The sequence below is a fragment of the Streptoverticillium reticulum genome, assembly GCF_047456005.1.
Lineage (GTDB): Bacteria > Actinomycetota > Actinomycetes > Streptomycetales > Streptomycetaceae > Streptomyces > Streptomyces reticulum.
This window is the reverse complement of sequence record NZ_CP179755.1, coordinates 2,549,933-2,569,559: the sequence shown is the minus strand read 5'-3', so window position 1 is coordinate 2,569,559 and position 19,627 is coordinate 2,549,933. Positions and strand designations below refer to the sequence as shown.

General features: G+C 71.7%; 18 protein-coding genes. 9 read left to right on the top strand and 9 right to left on the bottom strand.

The features are described 5' to 3' along the window. The first annotated feature begins 68 nt into the window (after positions 1-68). Positions 69-1,682: an ABC transporter permease gene (locus ACMATS_RS11380; protein WP_414170700.1), complete on the top strand. Its 1,614-nt coding sequence runs from the start codon at positions 69-71 to the stop codon at positions 1,680-1,682. Next, complete coding sequence (locus ACMATS_RS11375) at positions 1,682-2,704, top strand: ABC transporter ATP-binding protein (protein ID WP_390776748.1); 1,023 nt, start codon at positions 1,682-1,684, stop codon at positions 2,702-2,704. Before ACMATS_RS11380 ends, ACMATS_RS11375 begins: the two co-directional genes overlap by 1 nt. A gap of 71 nt (positions 2,705-2,775) precedes the next feature. Here the strand turns inward: ACMATS_RS11375 and ACMATS_RS11370 are convergent, their stop codons facing one another. The 5 genes from ACMATS_RS11370 to ACMATS_RS11350 all read right to left on the bottom strand — a co-directional run bounded on the left by ACMATS_RS11370 (position 2,776) and on the right by ACMATS_RS11350 (position 7,829). Further along, positions 2,776-3,702 carry a hypothetical protein gene (locus tag ACMATS_RS11370; RefSeq protein WP_390776749.1) on the bottom strand — a complete coding sequence of 309 codons (927 nt, stop codon included), beginning with the start codon at positions 3,700-3,702 and terminating at the stop codon, positions 2,776-2,778. Positions 3,703-3,831: 129 nt separating this feature from the next. Further along, the gene (locus ACMATS_RS11365; RefSeq protein ID WP_414167842.1) at positions 3,832-5,040 is read right to left on the bottom strand and encodes a hypothetical protein; all 1,209 of its coding nucleotides are present in this window, start codon (positions 5,038-5,040) and stop codon (positions 3,832-3,834) included. Further along, entirely contained in the window at positions 5,022-5,759 is a 738-nt protein-coding gene (locus tag ACMATS_RS11360) for an ABC transporter ATP-binding protein (RefSeq protein WP_390776751.1), read from the bottom strand. The genes ACMATS_RS11365 and ACMATS_RS11360 overlap by 19 nt, the downstream gene beginning before the upstream one ends. Before the next feature lie 217 nt (positions 5,760-5,976). Further along, positions 5,977-7,356, bottom strand: coding sequence for an aspartate aminotransferase family protein (locus ACMATS_RS11355; RefSeq protein WP_414170698.1), 1,380 nt, complete (start codon positions 7,354-7,356; stop codon positions 5,977-5,979). Beyond that, positions 7,341-7,829 carry an Lrp/AsnC family transcriptional regulator gene (locus ACMATS_RS11350; RefSeq protein WP_414167841.1) on the bottom strand — a complete coding sequence of 163 codons (489 nt, stop codon included), beginning with the start codon at positions 7,827-7,829 and terminating at the stop codon, positions 7,341-7,343. The genes ACMATS_RS11355 and ACMATS_RS11350 overlap by 16 nt, the downstream gene beginning before the upstream one ends. Before the next feature lie 181 nt (positions 7,830-8,010). Between ACMATS_RS11350 and ACMATS_RS11345 the strand changes: the two genes are divergently transcribed. Both ACMATS_RS11345 and ACMATS_RS11340 read left to right on the top strand, forming a co-directional pair. Then, entirely contained in the window at positions 8,011-9,462 is a 1,452-nt protein-coding gene (locus ACMATS_RS11345) for a gamma-aminobutyraldehyde dehydrogenase (RefSeq protein WP_414167840.1), read from the top strand. Positions 9,463-9,688: 226 nt separating this feature from the next. Continuing rightward, on the top strand, positions 9,689-10,852 hold the full coding sequence (locus ACMATS_RS11340; protein WP_390776819.1) for a spermidine/putrescine ABC transporter substrate-binding protein: 1,164 nt from the start codon (positions 9,689-9,691) through the stop codon (positions 10,850-10,852). Here the strand turns inward: ACMATS_RS11340 and ACMATS_RS11335 are convergent. Both ACMATS_RS11335 and ACMATS_RS11330 read right to left on the bottom strand, forming a co-directional pair. Beyond that, positions 10,818-11,537, bottom strand: coding sequence for a glycerophosphodiester phosphodiesterase (locus tag ACMATS_RS11335; protein ID WP_414167839.1), 720 nt, complete (start codon positions 11,535-11,537; stop codon positions 10,818-10,820). The two genes, ACMATS_RS11340 and ACMATS_RS11335, sit on opposite strands and share 35 nt — an antisense overlap. A 47-nt stretch (positions 11,538-11,584) precedes the next feature. Next, positions 11,585-12,607 (bottom strand): adenosine deaminase, encoded by a 1,023-nt coding sequence (locus tag ACMATS_RS11330; RefSeq protein ID WP_414167838.1) that lies wholly within the window; start codon positions 12,605-12,607, stop codon positions 11,585-11,587. Between the two features lie 114 nt (positions 12,608-12,721). On the opposite strand from ACMATS_RS11330, the gene ACMATS_RS11325 reads away from it, so the two are divergent. Beyond that, entirely contained in the window at positions 12,722-13,564 is an 843-nt protein-coding gene (locus ACMATS_RS11325) for a DUF4190 domain-containing protein (protein ID WP_390776756.1), read from the top strand. On the opposite strand, the gene ACMATS_RS11320 is transcribed toward ACMATS_RS11325, so the two are convergent. Next, positions 13,510-14,124, bottom strand: a complete 615-nt coding sequence (locus ACMATS_RS11320; RefSeq protein WP_414167837.1) for an NADAR family protein — start codon at positions 14,122-14,124, stop codon at positions 13,510-13,512. The genes ACMATS_RS11325 and ACMATS_RS11320 overlap by 55 nt on opposite strands. Positions 14,125-14,465: 341 nt before the next feature. On the opposite strand from ACMATS_RS11320, the gene ACMATS_RS11315 reads away from it, so the two are divergent. From ACMATS_RS11315 to ACMATS_RS11300, 4 genes are read left to right on the top strand one after another with little or no spacing between them, the layout of a single operon-like run. After that, positions 14,466-15,632: an ABC transporter ATP-binding protein gene (locus ACMATS_RS11315; protein ID WP_390776758.1), complete on the top strand. Its 1,167-nt coding sequence runs from the start codon at positions 14,466-14,468 to the stop codon at positions 15,630-15,632. After that, positions 15,629-16,570: an ABC transporter permease gene (locus ACMATS_RS11310; RefSeq protein WP_414167836.1), complete on the top strand. Its 942-nt coding sequence runs from the start codon at positions 15,629-15,631 to the stop codon at positions 16,568-16,570. The genes ACMATS_RS11315 and ACMATS_RS11310 overlap by 4 nt, the downstream gene beginning before the upstream one ends. Then, positions 16,570-17,376, top strand: a complete 807-nt coding sequence (locus tag ACMATS_RS11305) for an ABC transporter permease (RefSeq protein WP_391151780.1) — start codon at positions 16,570-16,572, stop codon at positions 17,374-17,376. The genes ACMATS_RS11310 and ACMATS_RS11305 overlap by 1 nt, the downstream gene beginning before the upstream one ends. A gap of 5 nt (positions 17,377-17,381) precedes the next feature. Then, on the top strand, positions 17,382-18,824 hold the full coding sequence (locus tag ACMATS_RS11300; protein ID WP_414167835.1) for an NAD(P)/FAD-dependent oxidoreductase: 1,443 nt from the start codon (positions 17,382-17,384) through the stop codon (positions 18,822-18,824). Here the strand turns inward: ACMATS_RS11300 and ACMATS_RS11295 are convergent. Further along, a complete protein-coding gene (locus ACMATS_RS11295; RefSeq protein WP_414167834.1) occupies positions 18,784-19,623 on the bottom strand; it encodes a phosphatase PAP2 family protein in 840 nt (279 codons plus the stop codon). The two genes, ACMATS_RS11300 and ACMATS_RS11295, sit on opposite strands and share 41 nt — an antisense overlap. Positions 19,624-19,627: the final 4 nt, after the last annotated feature.

Genomic DNA, 19,627 nt, shown 5'->3' with positions numbered 1-19,627 from the left:
TGACCGCGCGGGGCGCCGACAAGGCGTCCCGTGCGACCCTCCGGCAGACGGTTGTGCGGCTCGGTCTGATGGCCCTGCCGCTCGTTTTCTTCGGGGTCTTCTTCGCCTTCCCCGTCGCCTCGATCGTTTCCCGGGGGCTGAAGAGCGACGGGCAGTGGCAGTTCGGCCGGATCGGCGAGGTGCTCTCCGACCCGGAGACCGTCCACGTCCTGTGGTTCACCACATGGCAGGCCGCCGCCTCCACGGCCCTCACCCTCGCGCTCGCTCTCCCCGGCGCGTACGTCTTCGCACGCTTCGACTTCCCCGGCAAGCAGGTGCTGCGGGCCGTGGTCACCGTCCCGTTCGTGCTGCCGACGGTCGTCGTCGGCTCGGCCTTCCTGGCGCTGCTGGGCCACGGCGGACTGCTGGACGAGTGGTGGGGCATCCGCCTGGACACCACGGTCTGGGCGATCCTGATCGCCCACGTCTTCTTCAACTACGCCGTGGTCGTACGGACCGTCGGTGGCCTGTGGGCCCAGCTCGACCCCCGCCAGGAGGAGGCCGCCCGCGTGCTCGGCGCAGGCCGCCTGGCCGCCTGGCGGCGCGTGACGCTGCCCGCACTCGCACCCGCCGTCGCGGCGGCGGCGCTCATGGTCTTCCTGTTCACCTTCACCTCCTTCGGCGTCGTCCAGATCCTCGGCGGACCGCGCTACGCCACGCTCGAGGTGGAGATCTACCAGCAGACGGCACAGCTGCTGGACCTGCCCACGGCCGCGGTGCTCACCCTGCTGCAGTTCCTGGCCGTGGCCCTGCTGTTCGCGGTGCACGCCAGGACCGTGCGCCGGCGCGAGGCCACCCTCAGGCTGGTGAGCGCGGCACGGACCGCGCGCCGCCCGCAGGGGGCGGGCCAGTGGGCCCTGCTGGCCGCCGTCCTCGCCACGGTCGTCCTCCTGGTGCTCGTACCGCTCGCCGTCCTCGTCCTGCGCTCCTTCGACGGGCCCGACGGCTACGGGATCGCCTTCTACCGCGCCCTCGCCTCGGCGGGCGACAACGGCGGCACGTTCGTCGTCGCCCCGCTGGAGGCCATCGGCAACTCCATGGCCTACGGGCTGGCCGCCACCGGCATCGCCGTCGTCGTGGGCGGGCTCGCCGCCGCAGCGCTCGCCCGGCGGGAGGGCAGGCTCGTCCGCGGCTTCGACGCCCTGCTGATGCTGCCGTTGGGCACCTCGGCCGTCACCGTCGGATTCGGCTTCCTCATCAGCCTCGACGAACCCCCGCTGGACCTGCGGACCTCCTGGATCCTGGTGCCGCTGGCCCAGGCGCTGGTGGGCGTGCCCTTCGTCGTGCGGACCATGCTGCCGGTCCTGCGTGCGGTCGACCACCGGCTGCGCGAGGCCGCCGCCGTGCTGGGCGCCTCGCCGCTGCGGGCGTGGCGCGAGGTCGACCTGCCCCTCGTGGGGCGGGCGCTGGCGGTCGCGGCGGGCTTCGCCTTCGCCGTCTCGCTGGGCGAGTTCGGGGCGACCGTCTTCATCGCCCGCCCCGACAGCCCGACCCTGCCGGTGGCCGTGGCCCGGCTGCTCGGCCGTCCCGGTGAGTTCAACTACGGGCAGGCGATGGCCCTCAGCACGATCCTGATGCTGGTGTGCGCCGTGGCGCTGCTGGTGCTGGAACGCCTTCGCACCGACCGCACGGGAGAGTTCTGATGTCCATGCTGCGACTCGACGGCGTGACCGTCCGCTTCGGCGAGCGTGCGGTGCTGGACGCCGTCGACCTCGACGTCGCCGAGCACGAGACCGTCTGCGTGCTCGGTCCGAGCGGCAGCGGCAAGTCCACGCTGCTGCGGGTCGTCGCCGGGCTGCAACGCCCCGACGCCGGGCGGGTGTTCCTCGCGGGCGAGGACCAGGGCGGCGTGCCCGTGCACAAGCGCGGCGTGGGCCTGATGTTCCAGGACCACCAGCTCTTCCCGCAGCGGGACGTAGCGGGCAACGTCGGCTTCGGACTGCGCATGCGCAAGGCCGGGCGGGCGGAGACGGAGCGCAGGGTCGCCGGGCTGCTCGACCTCGTGGGGCTGCCGGGTGCGCAGCGGCGTGCGGTCGCGGCGCTCTCCGGCGGCGAACAGCAGCGCGTCGCCCTGGCGCGGGCCCTCGCCCCGGAACCGCGGCTGCTGATGCTGGACGAGCCGCTCGGCCAGCTCGACCGGGGCCTGCGCGAGCGGCTGGTGGCGGAACTGCGCGAGCTGTTCGGCCGGTTGGGGACGACCGTGCTGGCCGTCACGCACGACCAGGGCGAGGCGTTCGCCCTGGCCGACCGGGTGGTGGTGATGCGCGACGGCCGTATCGCGCAGTCGGGCACCCCGCTGGAGGTGTGGCAGCGCCCGGCGTCGGAGTTCGTGGCGCGCTTCCTCGGTTTCGACAACATCGTCGAGGCGACGGTGAGCGGCGAGCGGGCCGAGACGGTGTGGGGCGCGATGCCGGTGCCGGCGGGTACGCCGGAGGGTGTGTGCCGGGTGCTGGTGCGGCCGGCGGGGGTTCGGCTGGGGCCGGTTGCGGAGGGGGTGCCGGGCGAGGTGGTGGCGCGGACGTTCCGTGGGGATCATGTGGCGGTGCGGGTGCGGCCTGCGGCCGGGCCCGAGTTGGAGGCGGTGTGCCGGCTCGGCGAAGCGCCGGAACCTGCTGAGCGGGTGGGGGTGCGGTTCGATGTGGCCGAGGTGGTCGTCCTCCGCTGAGGCCGTGACCCGGGGGCTTCGCCCCCGGACCCCCGGTTTTCGCCCGCCCACCCACCCGATTGCCCCGAACGTTACGACCTGGCCGGTTCAGGTTCCCGTTCCGTCTTCGGCTCCGGAGCAGCCGAATGCGCGTCCGGTTCGCCGAACCATGCCACCGCCACCGCGCCCGCAACTGCCAGCAGGAAGCCCAGGATCGCCACCCACGCGAAGCCGTCGCGGGAGGCGTCGCCGAGCCAGACCACGCCGATGATGCCGGGCAGTACCGTCTCGCCCACGACCAGGGCCGCCGTGGCGCCGTTCACCGAGCCGATCTGCAGGGCGACCGTGTGCAGGTACATGCCGACGGTGCCCGAGATGAGGATCGCGTAGAGGGCCGGGTCCGCGATCAGGGTCGGCAGGTCGAAGGGGTCGATGCCGTTCAGGATGCGGACGCCCACGCCGATCGCGCCGAAGCCGAGGCCGGACAGCAGGCCGGCGAGGATCGCGGCGCGCGAGCCCATCAGGCGCACCGCGACGGTGCCGCCGCCCATCAGCACGACCGAGATGACCAGCAGCCACCAGTGCGTGGACATCGCGGCGTCGCCGCTGCCCTCGTGACCCGCTGCCGTGGCCAGCAGCACCAGGGCCGAGCAGACGACGCCGATGGATATCCACTCCGGCCTGGTGAGCCGGATGCCCAGGAGCTTGATGCTCAGCAGGGCGGTGACGATGAGGTTGGCGCTGATGACCGTCTGGGAGAGGAACAGCGGCAGCATCCGTGCGGCCAGCGCGCCGAGCCCGAAGCCCACGAAGTCCAGCACCGTGCCGACCATGAACTCCCAGGTCACCGCGGCCTTCGCGGTCGAGGAGAGGCTCGGTCCGCCGTGCTGGGTGGTCCCGGTGCCGGAGGCCGCGGCGGCCTCCCTGCGGGCCGATTTCCGCGAGCCCACGGCTTGCAGGACCGAGCCTGTGCCGTAACAGACCGAGGCCGCGACAGCCGTCACAAGGCCGATGATCACCACTTGCTCCGTTCACCCGAAAACGTCAGTAAACCGTCGTGCCTGTAGCAGACGTGGTTTTCGGGGCCGGAGTTGCTTGGAGTCAAGAACTGGTCAAAAGTCGTGACCAGCAGGGTTTTCCGTCCGGGGTCACCTGGTGAGCGGGAGCGCCGCCAGCTCCGCGACGGCCCACGTGAGCGGCGTCAGCACGGCCAGCATCGCGCAGGTCCGCACGGCGGCGGCGCCGCGCAGCAGGGTCAGTGGAATCCCCAGGCGCAGCAGGGCCGTTGTGGCTTCGCCACGGGTCTGCCGGGCCTCCAGGGCCGCGGTGATCGCGGTGGCCGTGACGCAGGCCATCACCACGGCGGCCCCCAGGCCGGTGAGCGGACCGAACGGGCGGGGACCCGAGTGCTCCCAGGCCGCGCCGTACAGCTCGACCGCGGCCAGGGCGCCGGAGGCGACCGCGCACAGCACCCCGAGGGGCCTGCCGATCCGGGTCGCCGCGTCCTGCAGTATCCGCCCGGCCAGCAGCCGCACGGCCCCCGGCCGCCCGGTGGCCAGCAGTGCTCCGCACCAGTGCGTCAGGCCCGGCCCGGCCAGCACCAGGCCGGCACAGGCCAGCAGCCAGCCGCCCAGCAGGCCGGGGGAGGCGGCGCCCTCCCGGCCCGGCAGCGCCAGCAGGGCGCCCGGCTCGGGCGCCGGGGCGTGGCCCACGTACGCCTCCAGGGCAAGGCCCGTCGCGATGACCGCGATGCCCCAGGGCAACCCGGCGTAGGACGGCCGGGGGTCGTGGCGCGCGGCTTCCGCGGCGCCCGGCTCGACGGGCTCGGCAGCCCGGTCCTTGCGCTCCTTGCGCGGGCGCAGCAGCACGGCGCACGCGCCCGCTGCGAGCGCGGGCAGTAGTCCCAGCAGGGTGAGGGCCGCGCCCCACGGGAGCCCGGCGTCCGCATCCAGCAGGTGCGCCGCCGCACCGCTGAGCGGGGTGCCGCCCAGGTCGCCGCGGAGCTCCAGGTAGACCAGGAGGGCGACGCCGCTGCCGGCCAGGCAGGCCACGGCGGTCGAGGCCGCGGCGAGCAGCGACAGCTGCACCGGGCCGAACCCGGCCGCGTCCAGCCCGTCGCGCGGACGGGTCGCCGGGTCCGAACGGGCCACGGCGACCGCGAACTGCACCGCGGCGGCCAGCGGGACCACGCACCACAGCAGCCGCACCAGCGACTCCTCCGGCTGCCCGGGGTGCGCCACCGCGAACCCCAGCGTGCACAGCAGCAGGAAGCCGACCCCCGACGCGGCCAGCGCGACCAGCAGCCGGCGCAGCAGGACGAGCGGGTGCGCCCCGCGCGCTAGGCGGAGACTGAGCACGCCGCTCTGCCCTCCCCCTCGGTCGCGTCCGGCACCGGGATGCCGCCGCCGCGGCGGCCGTCGACCAGCGTGACCGAGCGGTCGGCCAGGGCGCCGCTCTCGTCGTCCAGCGTGGCCAGGACGACCGTGATGTGGTGCGAGCGGGCGGCCGTGGTCAGGGTGCGCAGCACCTGGGCGCGGTCGGCGCTGTGCAGGGGGGCGGTCGGCTCGTCGGCGAAGACCACGGTCGGCTCGGCGGCCAGCGCGCGGGCGATGGCGATCCGCTGGCGCTGTGCCTGCGTCAGCGCACCGGGCTTCCTGCGCGCACAGTCGCCGACGTCGAGCCGCTCCAGCCATTCCAGGGCCGTCTGTTTGGCCGCCCGGTGGGCCGTGCCCCGCACCAGCAGCGGGAGCGCGGCGTTCTCCCAGCCCGACAGCTCCGGGACCAGGTGCGGGGTGGAGTCGATCCAGCCGAAGCGCTCGCGGCGCAGCCGCTCGCGGGCGGAGCGGGAGAGCGTGTGGACCGGCGCGCTGTTGAACCACACCTCGCCGGGGTCGGGCAGCAGCTGGCCCGACAGGCACTTCAGAAGCGTGGTCTTCCCGGCGCCGCGGGGCCCCGTGACGGCCAGGACCTCGCCTTCGCGGACACCGATCGAGACGCCCGTGAGGGCGGGGGAACCGCTGTAGGAGTAGTGCAGGCCACGTGCCCAGAGCACGTCGTTGTCCGGCGGGGCCACCATGTGAAGCACACCTCGGGTCGCTGAAGGGTCCGTTCCCCTGTGCGGGTGAACGAACCGGAGGCCATTGGGTCACTGGCACCGTACGGAACCGGGATCCTAGCCTCGGTCCAGGCTCGGCGCGGGAGAGCCCGACTTTCCTCCCATCGGACTCATCCCATCGGTCTCAACCGCCCCGAGGACTACCCGTGTGCTGCGGCGGCCATGCGCCGGACGTCGGTCAGATCCTGCTCCACGCCTCCGTCAGGACGCCGCGGACGATCTGCTCGATCTCGTCGAACGTCGACTGGTCCGAGATCAGCGGCGGCGCGAGCTGGACGACCGGGTCGCCGCGGTCGTCGGCCCGGCAGTAGAGCCCGTTCTCGAAGAGCTTCTTGGAGACGAAGCCGTACAGCAGCTGCTCGCACTCCTCCGCCGTGAACGACTCCTTGGTGGCCTTGTCCTTCACCAGCTCGATGCCGTAGAAGAAGCCGTTGCCGCGCACGTCGCCGACGATCGGCAGGTCGTGCAGCTTGGACAGGGTGCCGTGGAACGCGGCCTCGTTGTCGAGGACGTGCTGGTTGAGGCCCTCGCGCTCGAAGATGTCGAGGTTGGCGAGCGCGACCGCCGCGGAGACCGGGTGGCCGCCGAAGGTGTAGCCGTGCAGGAAGGTGTTGCTGCCCTTGAAGAACGGCTCGGCGATGCGGTCGGAGACGACGGCCGCACCGATGGGGGAGTAGCCGGAGGTCATGCCCTTGGCACAGGTGATGATGTCCGGCACGTAGCCGAACTTGTCGCACGCGAACATCGTGCCGAGGCGGCCGAAGGCGCAGATGACCTCGTCGGAGACGAGCAGCACGTCGTAGGTGTCGCAGATCTCGCGCACCCGCTGGAAGTAGCCGGGCGGCGGCGGGAAGCAGCCGCCTGCGTTCTGCACGGGCTCCAGGAAGACCGCGGCGACGGTGTCCGGGCCCTCGAAGAGGATCTGCTGCTCGATCTGGTCGGCGGCCCAGCGGCCGAAGGCCTCGGGGTCGTCCCCGAAGAGGGGCGCCCGGTAGATGTTGGTGTTGGGCACCTTGTGGGCACCGGGGACCAGGGGCTCGAAGGGGGCCTTGAGGGCCGGGAGGCCGGTGATGGCCAGGGCGCCCTGCGGTGTGCCGTGGTAGGCGACGTTGCGGGATATGACCTTGTACTTCGTGGGGTTGCCGGTGAGCTTGTGGTACTGCTTCGCCAGCTTCCACGCGGTCTCGACGGCCTCGCCGCCGCCGGTGGTGAAGAAGACCTTGTTGAGGTCGCCGGGGGCGTAGTGGGCCAGGCGCTCGGCCAGTTCGACGGCCTTGGGGTGCGCGTAGCTCCACACGGGGAAGAAGGCCAGCTCCTGCGCCTGCTTGGCGGCCGCCTCGGCCAGTTCGGCGCGGCCGTGGCCGGCCTGCACCACGAACAGGCCGGCGAGACCGTCGAGGTAGCGCTTGCCCTGCTCGTCGTAGACGTAGGTGCCCTCGCCGCGCACGATGACGGGCACCGGGTTCTTCTCGTACGACGACATCCGGGTGAAGTGCATCCACAGGTGGTCGTACGCGGTTCGGGAGAGGTCCTTGCTCACGGCTATCGGGTTCCCCAGGTATAGGTCTGCTTGCGGAGCTTGAGGTAGACGAAGCTCTCCGTGGAGCGCACGCCGGGCAGGGTGCGGATCCGCTTGTTGATCGTTTCGAGGAGATGGTCGTCGTCCTCGGCCACGATCTCGATGAGGAGGTCGAAGGAGCCCGCCGTCACCACGACGTACTCCACTTCGTCCATCGCCGTCAGGGCATCGGCGACCGGGTCGAGGTCTCCCTCGACGTTGATGCCGACCATCGCCTGCCGCCGGAATCCCACGGTGAGCGGGTCGGTGACGGCGACGATCTGCATCGCACCCTGGTCGAGCAGCTTCTGCACGCGCTGCCGGACCGCCGCTTCGGACAGTCCGACCGCTTTGCCGATCGCCGCGTAGGGGCGGCGGCCGTCCTCCTGGAGCTGCTCGATGATCGCCAGGGAGACGGCGTCGATCGGCTGCGCGCCGGTCACGCTCTTGAGGTCTGCGTTACGAGTGGCCACGGGCACCACTGTGCATGAGGACTCGTCTGTGTGGCAAGCCCGGATCGATGAAATTCGTTGTCGAGGATCTTATAAATCACTGATTCCGTTGTTCATGTCGTGTGGGTATGTCGAAAGCGTGGCCCGACTGACTAGGGTGGGCATCTCAGCAATCGGACATGGACAGAAGGGGTGGCGCATCGTGACCACCGAGCTGCGTCGACTGCGCAACTACATCGACGGGGAGTTCAGGGACGCCGCCGACGGGCGGACCACCGACGTGGTCGATCCGGCCACGGGCGAGGCCTACGCGACCGCCCCGCTGTCCGGCGCCGCCGACGTCGACGCCGCCATGGCCGCCGCACAGGCCGCGTTCCCCGTCTGGCGCGACCTGGTCCCCGGCGAGCGGCAGAAGGTCCTCCTCAAGATCGCCGACGCGGTCGAGGCGCGCGCCGACGACCTGATCGCGACCGAGTCCCGGAACACCGGCAAGCCCCTCGCGCTCACCCGCAGCGAGGAGGTGCCGCCCATGGTCGACCAGATCCGCTTCTTCGCCGGCGCCGCCCGGATGCTCGAGGGCCGCTCGGCCGGCGAGTACATGGAGGGGATGACCTCCATCATCCGGCGCGAGCCGGTGGGCGTCTGCGCCCAGGTGGCGCCGTGGAACTACCCGATGATGATGGCCGTGTGGAAGTTCGCCCCGGCGCTCGCCGCGGGCAACACCGTCGTCCTCAAGCCCTCCGACACCACCCCCGCCTCCACCGTGCTGCTCGCCGAGATCATCGGCGGGGTCCTGGAGGAACTGGGCCACCCCAAGGGCGTGTTCAACGTCATCTGCGGCGACCGCGAGACGGGCCGGCTGATGGTCGAGCACCCGGTGCCCGCGATGGCCTCCATCACCGGCTCCGTGCGGGCCGGCATGCAGGTCGCCGAGTCCGCCTCCCGCGACCTCAAGCGCGTCCACCTGGAGCTGGGCGGCAAGGCGCCGGTCGTCGTCTTCGAGGACGCCGACATCGCCAAGGCCGTCGAGGAGATCTCCGTCGCGGGGTACTTCAACGCCGGCCAGGACTGTACGGCCGCGACGCGCGTGCTGGTCCACGAATCGGTGCACGACGAGTTCGTGACGGCCCTGGCCAAGGCCGCCGCCGACACCAGGACGGGCCTGCCGGACGACGAGGACGTGCTCTACGGCCCCCTCAACAACGCCAACCAGCTCAAGCAGGTCTCCGGCTTCATCGAGCGCCTGCCCGCCCACGCCAAGGTCGAGGCCGGCGGTCACCGGGTGGGGGAGAAGGGCTACTTCTTCGCGCCCACCGTGGTCTCCGGGCTCAAGCAGGACGACGAGATCGTCCAGCACGAGGTCTTCGGCCCGGTGATCACCGTCCAGTCCTTCGCCGACGAGAAGCAGGCCGTCGAGTACGCCAACGGCGTCGAGTACGCGCTGGCCTCCTCGGTGTGGACCAGGGACCACGCGCGGGCCATGCGGATGTCCAAGGCCCTCGACTTCGGCTGCGTCTGGATCAACACGCACATCCCGCTCGTCGCGGAGATGCCGCACGGCGGCTTCAAGAAGTCCGGCTACGGCAAGGACCTCTCCTCCTACGGCTTCGAGGACTACACCCGCATCAAGCACGTGATGACCTCGCTGGGCTGAGCGAGCGCCCCGTCAGGGGCGCGGGGAACTGCGCGATCGGTCACGATGCGCCCGTGGCTGGTCGCGCCCACGCGGCGGAGCCGCTGGGGGTACCTCCCAGCGGTAGCTGGGGGAGCAACAGCCCCGCGCCCCTTCGTGGCACCCCTGCCGGGCGGGATATCATCGGCCCCCGCCGCCCACCGTGACCAGCCGTCCTGCCGGAATGCGAGAGAAGCCCGTGAAGCCCCTGTCCCGCCGGACCCTGCTGCGGGCGCTGGGCGCCGGCGCCGGGGCCGCCGCACTCGCCGGTTGCGGCGTGCCCGCCGCCTACGTCGCCCCGCGCGACCGGGCCGCGGCGGATCGTTCCGCCACGGACAGGCGGCTGGTCTTCGCCAACTGGCCGCTCTACATCGACACCGACGACAAGGACCCGCAGCGCCGGCCGACGCTGGACGACTTCGAGAAGCGCACCGGCATCTCGGTGAAGTACACCGAAGAGATCAACGACAACGACGAGTTCTTCGGCAAGATCAGTCCGGCGCTGATGAACCACCAGCAGACCGGCCGGGACATCATCGTCGTCAGCGACTGGATGTGCGCCCGCTACGTCCGGCTGGGCTGGGTCCAGGAGATGGACCGGGACCGCCAGCCCCACGTGGCCCGCAACCTCGACCCGCTGCTGCGCAAGCCGTCCTTCGACCCCGGGCGGCGGCACACCGTCCCCTGGCAGTCGGGCATCACCGGCATCGCCTACAACCGCAAGAAGCTCGGCCGGGAGATCCGGCACACCTCGGACCTGTGGAAGGACGACCTGCGCGGCCGGGTCACCCTGCTGGCCGGGATGGACGAGGCCTTCTCCCTGCTGATGCAGGGCAACGGCACCGACGTCACCCGCTGGACCGCCGACGACTTCCACCGCATGGCCGACCAGCTGCGCGAGCTCGTCCGCACCAAGCACATCCGCCGCTTCACCGGCAACGACTACATCAAGGACCTGTCCTCCGGCGACGTGCTCGCCTGCCAGGCCTACTCCGGCGACATCATCCAGCTCCAGGCCGACAACCCCGACATCGAGTTCGTGGTGCCGGAGGAGGGTGCCGAGCTGTGGGCGGAGAGCATGATGATCCCGAACCTGGCGGCGCACAAGAGCAACGCCGAGCGGATCATCGACTACTACTACGAGCCGGAGGTGGCCGCCCGGCTGGCGGCCGCCGTCAACTACGTCTGCCCGGTGCCCGCGGCGCGCGAGGTCCTGGCGTCGTCCAAGAACAAGGACGAGGCGGCGCTCGCGGAGAACCCGCTGGTGTTCCCGACCGAGGACATGCGCAAGCGGCTCGCGACGGCACGGGACATGACGGCCAAGGAGCGACCGGGATTCACGAAGACGTGGAACGAGATCGTGGGGCTGTGAGCCCGCGCAGGGTCCCGATCCGGTTCGTCGTGATCGAGTCCACCCCTGCGGCCAGCAGCCGCCGCATCGTGCGCCGCGTGTCCGCCGTCCACGCCGAGACCAGCAGGCCGTCCGCATGGTTGCGGGCCACCAGTTCCGGACTCACCAGCCCGAAGCGGTAGTTGAGCCACCGCGGCCGCACCTCCGCGAGGAGGGCCGGCCGGGGCGGGACCAGCGTGGTCCAGGTCAGGGCGATCTCCGCATCGGCGTCCGCGCGGCGCACCGCGAGCATCGACGGGGCGCCGCCGCAGTAGTACACGCGACCGGCCGCACCGGACGCGTGCACCTCGGCGACGGCAGCGGCGGCGGCCGACGGGTCGGGCAGGTCGACGAACAGCCGTGCCCCGTCGGCTCCTTCGGCCGCCTCCGCGAGCGTCTCCCGCAGCGTCGGCACCCCACCGCCGGTCCGTCCGCGCACCTCGTCGGCGGTGAGCGCGCCGAGCGGCCGGTCCACGCCCCACAGTCGCTGCAGCGTCGCGTCGTGCAGCAGGACGGGCACCCCGTCGCGGGTCAGCCGGACGTCGATCTCCACGGCCCCGGCCCCCGCCCGCACCGCGGAGCGGATCGAGGGCAGGGTGTTCTCACGGTGGACGTACGGGTCGCCGCGGTGGGCGACGGCAGTGAACGCTGTGGCCATGGGGCTCATTGTGGCGGAGGCGTGGCGGAGACGCGGCGGAGTCCGGGGGCGGACCGTCAGCCGCGCCAGGCCGCCGTGTAGGCGTCGATCTCCGCGGCGAGCGCCGACTTGCCCGCCGCGTCCATGAACGAGGCCTCGACCGCGTTCTTGGCGAGGGCGGCGACGCCCGGGGCGTCGAGGTCCAGGAGGCGGGCCGCCACGCCGTACTCGGTGTTGAGGTCGGTGCCGAACATGGGCGGGTCGTCGCTGTTGACCGTCACCAGGACGCCGGCCGAGACCATCTCCCGGACCGGGTGCCGATCCAGGTCCGCCACGGCCCGGGTGGCGAGGTTGGAGGTCGGGCAGACCTCCAGCGGGATGCGGTGCTCCGCGAGGTGGGCCAGCAGCTTCGGGTCCTGGGTGGCGCTGGTGCCGTGGCCGATGCGCTCGGCGCGCAGCTCGGTGAGGGCGTCCCAGATCGTCTGCGGGCCCGTCGTCTCGCCGGCGTGCGGGACGCTGCGCAGCCCGGCTGCGATGGCGCGGTCGAAGTACGGCTTGAACTGCGGCCGCGGGACGCCGATTTCGGGGCCGCCGAGCCCGAACGAGACCAGGCCGTCCGGCTGCAGGTCGCACGCGATCCGGGCCGTCTCCTCGGCGGCCTCCAGCCCGGCCTCGCCGGGGATGTCGAAGCACCAGCGCAGCACCACGCCCAGCTCGGATTCCGCCGCCTTGCGGGCGTCCTCGATCGCCTCGACGAAGGCGCCGTCCGGGATGCCGCGCTTGGTCGAGCTGTACGGGGTGACGGTCAGCTCGGCGTAGCGGATGTTCTGCCGGGCCATGTCGCGGGCGACCTCGTACGTCAGCAGGCGCACGTCCTCGGCGTCGCGGATCAGGTCGACCACGGACAGGTAGACCTCGATGAAGTGCGCGAAGTCGCGGAAGGTGAAGAAGTCGGCCAGCGCCTCGGGATCGGTCGGCACCGGGGAGTCGGGGTGCCGGGCGGCCAGTTCGGCGACGATGCGCGGTGACGCCGAGCCCACGTGGTGCACATGCAGCTCTGCTTTCGGCAGTCCTGCGATGAACGGGTCGAGTGCGGACATGCGGGCCTCCAGGGCTGTGGGCACGGCTGGTGCGACTGCCCGTCATCGTATGCGGGGCGGGCGCGGGGCCTTTGTCCAGGCCTTAGCATGACGGGGTACCGAGTGGGGAGGACCATGTCCGGCAAGGACGGCAACAGCGAAGCGCAGCACGAGCAGCGGGAGCAGCGGGAACAGAACCCGTGGGCTCCGCCCGGGGAACGGGTCTCGCTGGACAAACCGGACAGCGCGGCGGTGCCGCCGCAGGCACCGGCCGGGGGAGAGGCCCCGGCGGCCGCTTCCCCTTCCGACGCCGCTCCGGTGCAGGACGCAGCAGTGGCCACCGCAGCCGCCGCACCCGCCGCGGATCAGCCGGCCGGCCCGCAGGCCGTGCCGCCGATACCGCAGGCCCCGACCGGGCCGGGCACGCCGAGTGCGTACCCGGGCGGGCCGTATCCCCAGTACCCGCAGCACCCGCAGCAGCCCCAACCGCCGTACTGGCAGGGCGGCATACCCGGCCCGCACCCGCAGCAGCCCCAGGGGCCGTACGCCCCCGGGCCGTACGGATACGCGCAGCCGGCCTACGGCACCGCATGGGGCGCCCCCGGCTGGCAGCCCGCGCAGCGGGCGATGCCCGACAACGCCCTCGGCACCGCAGCCCTGGTGCTCGGCATCGTCGGCACCGTGTTCGCGCCGACGATCCTGTTCGGCGTCATCCTCGGGGTGCTGGCCATCGTGCTCGGCGCGATAGGCCGCAACAAGGCGAAGACCGGCCTGGCCACCAACGGCGGGCAGGCGCTGGCCGGGCTGGTGCTCGGCGGCGTGGCGCTCCTCGCCACCGCGCTGATGCTCGCCCTCTACATCACGGCCGCGGGCCACCACAGCAGCCGCACCCCCGAGGACGACCCCGACGCCACCTACGGCGCCTATATGCACCGGCCTGCCGCACCCGGGCCGCTGGTGCTCCCCGCCAGGCGCTGACGCGCCTCCATCAGGGCGAAGCCCAGCAGATTCAGCCCGCGCCACTGCGCGGGATCCTGCGCCCGCTCGTCGTCGGCGGCCAGCCCGATGCCCCAGACCCGGTCCAGCGGGCTGGCCTCCACCAGCACCCGGTCGCCCGTGCCCAGCAGGTAGGCGCGCAGCTCCGGGTGCTGCGCGAACTTGTGGACGCTGCCCTGCACGACCAGCTCGAAGCGGTGCCGGCGCCACTGCTCCTCGTCGAAGCCGCGCACCGAACGGCCCGCGTCCTTGGCCTGTTTGGGATGAGCCGCCGCCAGCGCCGCGGCCTCCGCCCCGGCATCGCCGAACAGCCGTGCCTTGCCCGCCATCATCCAGTGCTCGGCCGTGGCGTAGACCGTGCCGTCCACCGTGAAGGGCGACGGCCACCACTGGCTGAGGCACCCCGGCCCCACGCTCCCGTCGCGGCGCGGGCGGTGCCCCCAGAAGTGCACGTACGTCACGCGCTCGCCGCGCCCGACGGCTGCCGTCAGCTCCGCCGCCGAACGGGCGGCGTGCGGTGGTTTCTCCCCCGTGTCGTTCATGCCGTCATTCTTGCAGCGGCCTCTGACAACACACCGATTCCGTCGCCGAGTTAAGAAACTGCTACGGAATCCCTTGTTGTCATCGCATCGCTCTGCCAGGATCGGCAATCAATTCCGGTCGGTCGATGCGGAGGAGGGTGCGCGGACGACATCACCGCAGGTGCCCGCACGGGCCGGCAGCGCGCCGTCTTCGGGACGTGTCGAGCCCTTGGCGCGCGGGCGATTTATCCGGCATTGGGGATGCATGTCCCCGGTGGCGGCACGCCCGTACAAAAGCGGGCCCCGGCGTATGTCACTGTTACGTGTTCTCCGTCCCCGCGAACCCCCCTGGACCCAGCCCCATGACGACCACCGCACCGGCCGGCACCAGCGGCACCGATGTCCGCCTCACCGGCATCAGCAAGACCTACGGCGCCTTCACGGCCGTGCACCCCCTGGACCTCTCCGTCCCCGCGGGCTCGTTCTTCGCGCTCCTCGGTGCCTCCGGCTGCGGCAAGACCACCACCCTCCGCATGATCGCCGGCCTGGAGGAGCCCAGCACCGGCACCGTGGAACTCGCCGGCAAGGACGTCACCGGTCTGCCCGCCTACAAGCGGCCCGTCAACACCGTCTTCCAGAGCTACGCACTCTTCCCGCACCTGGACATCTTCGAGAACGTCGCCTTCGGCCTGCGCCGCCGCGGCATCAAGTCGGTGAAGAAGCAGGTGGACGAGATGCTCGAGCTCGTCCAGCTCGGCGATCTGGCCCGCCGCAAGCCGCAGCAGCTGTCCGGCGGACAGCAGCAGCGCGTCGCCGTCGCCCGCGCCCTGATCAACCACCCGCAGGTGCTGCTGCTCGACGAGCCCCTCGGAGCCCTGGACCTCAAGCTGCGCCGGCAGATGCAGCTGGAGCTCAAGCGCATCCAGCACGAGGTCGGCATCACGTTCATCCACGTCACCCACGACCAGGAGGAGGCCATGACCATGGCCGACACGGTGGCGGTCATGAACGCCGGCCGGATCGAACAACTCGGCGCCCCCGCCGACCTCTACGAGACCCCGCGCACCACGTTCGTCGCCAACTTCCTCGGCACGTCCAACCTCATCACCGCAGACGTGCTCGATACGTCCGGCGACGACATCCTTCTGCGGGCCTCCCATACCAAACTCGCCCTTCCGGCGACACGATGTACAGCCACCGCCCGCACGGGCGAGAAGCTCCTGGTCGGCATACGGCCGGAAAAGATCACCCTGACCCACGCCGACGACGCGGGCAGCATCCCCGACGGCCGCAACCGGATCCCCGGCCGGATCACCGAGTCGAGCTTCACCGGCGTCTCCACCCAGTACCTCGTCGACAGCCCCGCCGCCTCCGGCCTGTCGGTCTACGAGCAGAACATCGAGCGCGACTCCCGCCTGGTCCCGGGCGCCGAGGTCGTCCTGCACTGGAACCCCGGGCACAGCTTCGGCCTGGACGCCGCCCAGAACATCGAGGCCGGCACGGACGTGGAAGCGGAGGGCGCAGGATGACCCTCACGACCACCCACGGCGAGCCCCCCGCCTCCGCGGCCGGACCCGTACCCGGCTCGCCCGCGGCCGCCCGCCGCCGCAAGAAGCTCGTCCCCTACTGGCTGCTGGTCCCCGGCATCCTCTGGCTGCTCGTCTTCTTCGCCGCCCCGCTCGTCTACCAGGCCTCCACCTCCCTGCAGACCGGATCGCTCGAAGAGGGCTTCAAGCTCACCTGGCACTTCGGCACCTACGCCGACGCGCTGAGCGAGTACTACCCGCAGTTCCTGCGCTCGGTCGGCTACGCGACCGCGGCCACCGTGCTGTGCCTGGTGCTCGGCTACCCGCTGGCGTACCTCATCGCCTTCCGCGCCGGCCGCTGGCGCAACCTGCTGATGATCCTGGTCATCGCACCGTTCTTCACCAGCTTCCTGATCCGCACGCTGGCCTGGAAGACGATCCTGTCCGACGGCGGCATCGTCGTCTCCACGCTCGACTCGCTGCACGTCCTCGGCCTGACCAACGCGCTCGGCATCACCGAGGGCCACCGGGTCCTCGCCACCCCGCTCGCCGTCGTCTGCGGACTGACCTACAACTTCCTGCCGTTCATGATCCTGCCGCTCTACACCTCGCTGGAACGCATCGACAGCCGTCTCCACGAGGCCGCCGGCGACCTCTACGCCCGGCCGCTGACCACCTTCCGCAAGGTGACCTTCCCGCTGTCCATGCCGGGCGTCGTCGCCGGCACGCTGCTGACCTTCATCCCCGCCGCGGGCGACTACATCAACGCCGAACTGCTCGGCTCCACCGACCAGAAGATGATCGGCAACGTCATCCAGTCCCAGTTCCTGCGCGTCCTGGACTACCCGACCGCCGCCGCCCTGTCCTTCATCCTCATGGCTGCGATCCTCGCCCTGGTCACGCTCTACATCCGCAAGTCCGGGACGGAGGAACTGGTCTGATGGCTCCTCTGGCCACCCCCGCACGCTGGCTGCGCCGCCACTTCGTGGTGATCGCGGGCCTGGGCACGCTCGCCTATCTGCTGCTGCCCAACGTCGTCGTGACGGTCTTCTCGTTCAACAAGCCCAACGGCCGCTTCAACTACCAGTGGCAGCGGTTCTCCACGGACGCCTGGACGCACCCCTGCGGCGTCGCCGACCTGTGCGGCTCGCTCTCGCTCAGCCTGCGCATCGCCGTCTGGTCCACGCTCGGCGCGACCGCCCTGGGCACGGCCATCGCCTTCGCGCTGGCCCGCTACCGGTTCCGCGCCCGCTCGTCCGTCAGCACCCTGATCTTCCTGCCGATGGCCATGCCCGAGGTCGTCATGGCCGCCTCGCTGGCCACCCTCTTCCTCAACATGGGCATCACCTTCGGCTTCTGGACCATCCTCATCGCCCACATCACGTTCTGCCTGAGCTTCGTGGTGACGGCGGTCAAGGCCCGCGTGATGAGCATGGACCCACGCCTGGAGCAGGCCGCGCAGGACCTCTACGCCTCCCCGCTGCAGACCTTCCTGCGGGTCACCCTGCCCATCGCCGCCCCCGGCATCGCCGCGGGCGCGCTGCTCTCCTTCGCCCTGTCCTTCGACGACTTCATCATCACCAACTTCAACGCCGGCTCGAGTGTGACCTTCCCCATGTACGTCTGGGGAGCAGCACAACGGGGCACACCCGTTCAAATCAATGTCATCGGAACGGCGATGTTCGCCATCGCCGTGCTGTGCGTCCTCGCCGGACAACTGGTCGGGAGACGCCGAAAAAGGAGCTGAGAACCATGGCCCCCAGTGCCATGCTGCATTCTTCCGGGGGAACCCCCCGGCCCCCCGCTGCCAAAGCACTTTCCGATGCCGCACTGCGGCCCTACTGGCTCGACGACCCCTCCCGGCCGGAGGCGCTCCCCGCGCTCGTCGGCGACGAGCACTGCGACCTGCTCGTCGTCGGCGGCGGATACTCCGGTCTGTGGACCGCGCTCCTCGCCAAGGAGCGCGCTCCCGGCCGGGACGTCGTCCTCATAGAAGCCCAGGAGACCGCCTGGGCCGCCTCCGGCCGCAACGGCGGCTTCTGCTCCGCCTCCCTCACCCATGGCTGGGCCAACGGCGCAGCCCGCTGGCCCGACGAGCTCGTCAAACTTGAACAGCTCGGCCATCACAACCTCGACGCCCTCGAAGCCGACCTCGTCCGGCACGGCATCGACTGCGACTTCGAACGCACCGGCGAGATCGACATCGCCACCGCCCCGCACCAGGTCCTGGAGCTCCAGGAGGCCGCCGAGGAGGCCGCCTCGCTCGGCGTGACCGGCCACGAATTCCTCGACCGCGACGCCCTGCGCGCCGAAGTGGACTCCCCGACCTTCCTCGGCGGCCTCTGGAACCGCACCGGTGTGGCCATGCTGCACCCCGCCCGGCTCGCCTGGGGCCTCAAGCGCGCGTGCCTGCGCGCCGGAGTGCGGATCTACGAGCACACGCCCGGCACCCGGCTCTCCTCGCGCGGCGCCGGGGTGGCCGTGGGCACGCCCTACGGCCGCGTCTTCGCCCGGCACGCGGCCCTCGCCACCAACGCCTTCCCCGGCCTGGTCAAGCGCCTGCGCCCGTACATCGCACCGGTCTACGACTACGCCCTGATGACCGAGCCGCTCACGGCGGAGCAGCTCGCCTCCATCGGCTGGAAGCGCCGCCAGGGTCTGAGCGACAGCGCCAACCACTTCCACTACTTCCGCATCACCGCGGACCACCGCATCCTGTGGGGCGGTTACGACATCGTCTACCGCTACGGCGGCGGCGTCCGGGCCGAGTACGACCACCACCCTGCCACCTACCAGCGCCTGGCCGAGAACTTCTTCCACTGCTTCCCGCAGCTGGAGGGCGTGCGTTTCACGCACACGTGGGGCGGTGCGATCGACACGTGCTCGCGCTTCTCGGCGTTCTTCGGCGCCGCGCACGGCGGCCGGGTCGCCTACGCGCTCGGCTACACCGGGCTGGGCGTCGGCGCGACGCGCTTCGGCGCCGAGGTGATGCTCGACCTGCTGGCCGGCGAACGCACCGAGCGGACCGGACTGGAGATGGTGCGCAGCAAGCCGCTGCCGTTCCCGCCGGAGCCGGTGCGGTCGATGGGGATCGGCATCACCCAGTGGGCGATGACGCGGGCCGACCGCAACGGCGGTCGGCGGAACCTGTGGCTCAAGGCGATGGACAAGGTCGGGCTCGGTTTCGACAGCTGAGGGCCGGCCCCCACAGCACCACCCCCGACAGGCACCACGCCCCCGCCACGTCCAGCGGCCAGTGGTAGCCGCAGCGGACCAGGCCGACGCCGACGGCGGCGTTCAGCAGCGCGTACCCGGCGGCGGCCCACCGGGCCCACCGGGAGCCGCGGAACAGCAGCAGCACGGCGGCCCCGTACGCCACCGCCGCCGTGGCCGCGTGGCCCGACGGGAAGAAGCCCTCGTGGACCCCGGCCATGGGCGGCGGGCCGGGGCGCGCGATCCAGGTCTTGAGCGGGACGACCAGCGCCGGCACCGCCGCCATCGCCAGCGCGGCGGCGAGCGGCGGCAGCCACGGCCGGGCCGCGGAGTGCCGGAAGCGCAGGAACCACACCGCCATGGCCACGACGAGGACCGGCACCGCCACCGTCGCGTTGCCCAGGTCGGCGAGGAAACCGGCGAGCGGCCGCGGGAAGGCGGAGCCGGCGACGGCCCGGCCGAGGTGCTCGTCGAGCGTGCGCAGCGGGCCGTGCGCGGCGACCTGCCAGGCCGTCAGCGCGAACAGCAGCGCGCAGAGGAGAGGGAGAAGAAAGAGACGAGAAGACGGCGACCCCGGAACAGGGGGGATGGTTCCGGAGTCGCCGTTCCGGCCGTCGGACCGCGCGCCCCGGGGGGTATGGGACGAGCAGCCGTTCGATCGGTGAGGATGCCCGGGGCCTGCGGCCCCGGTGGTGTGCGCGAGGGCACGGCCTGACCGGCGCTGGGGAGGCACCGGCTCGGCGTCGCCCGCAGTCCCCTGCGGGCCGGGTGTTGCGTTCATCTGA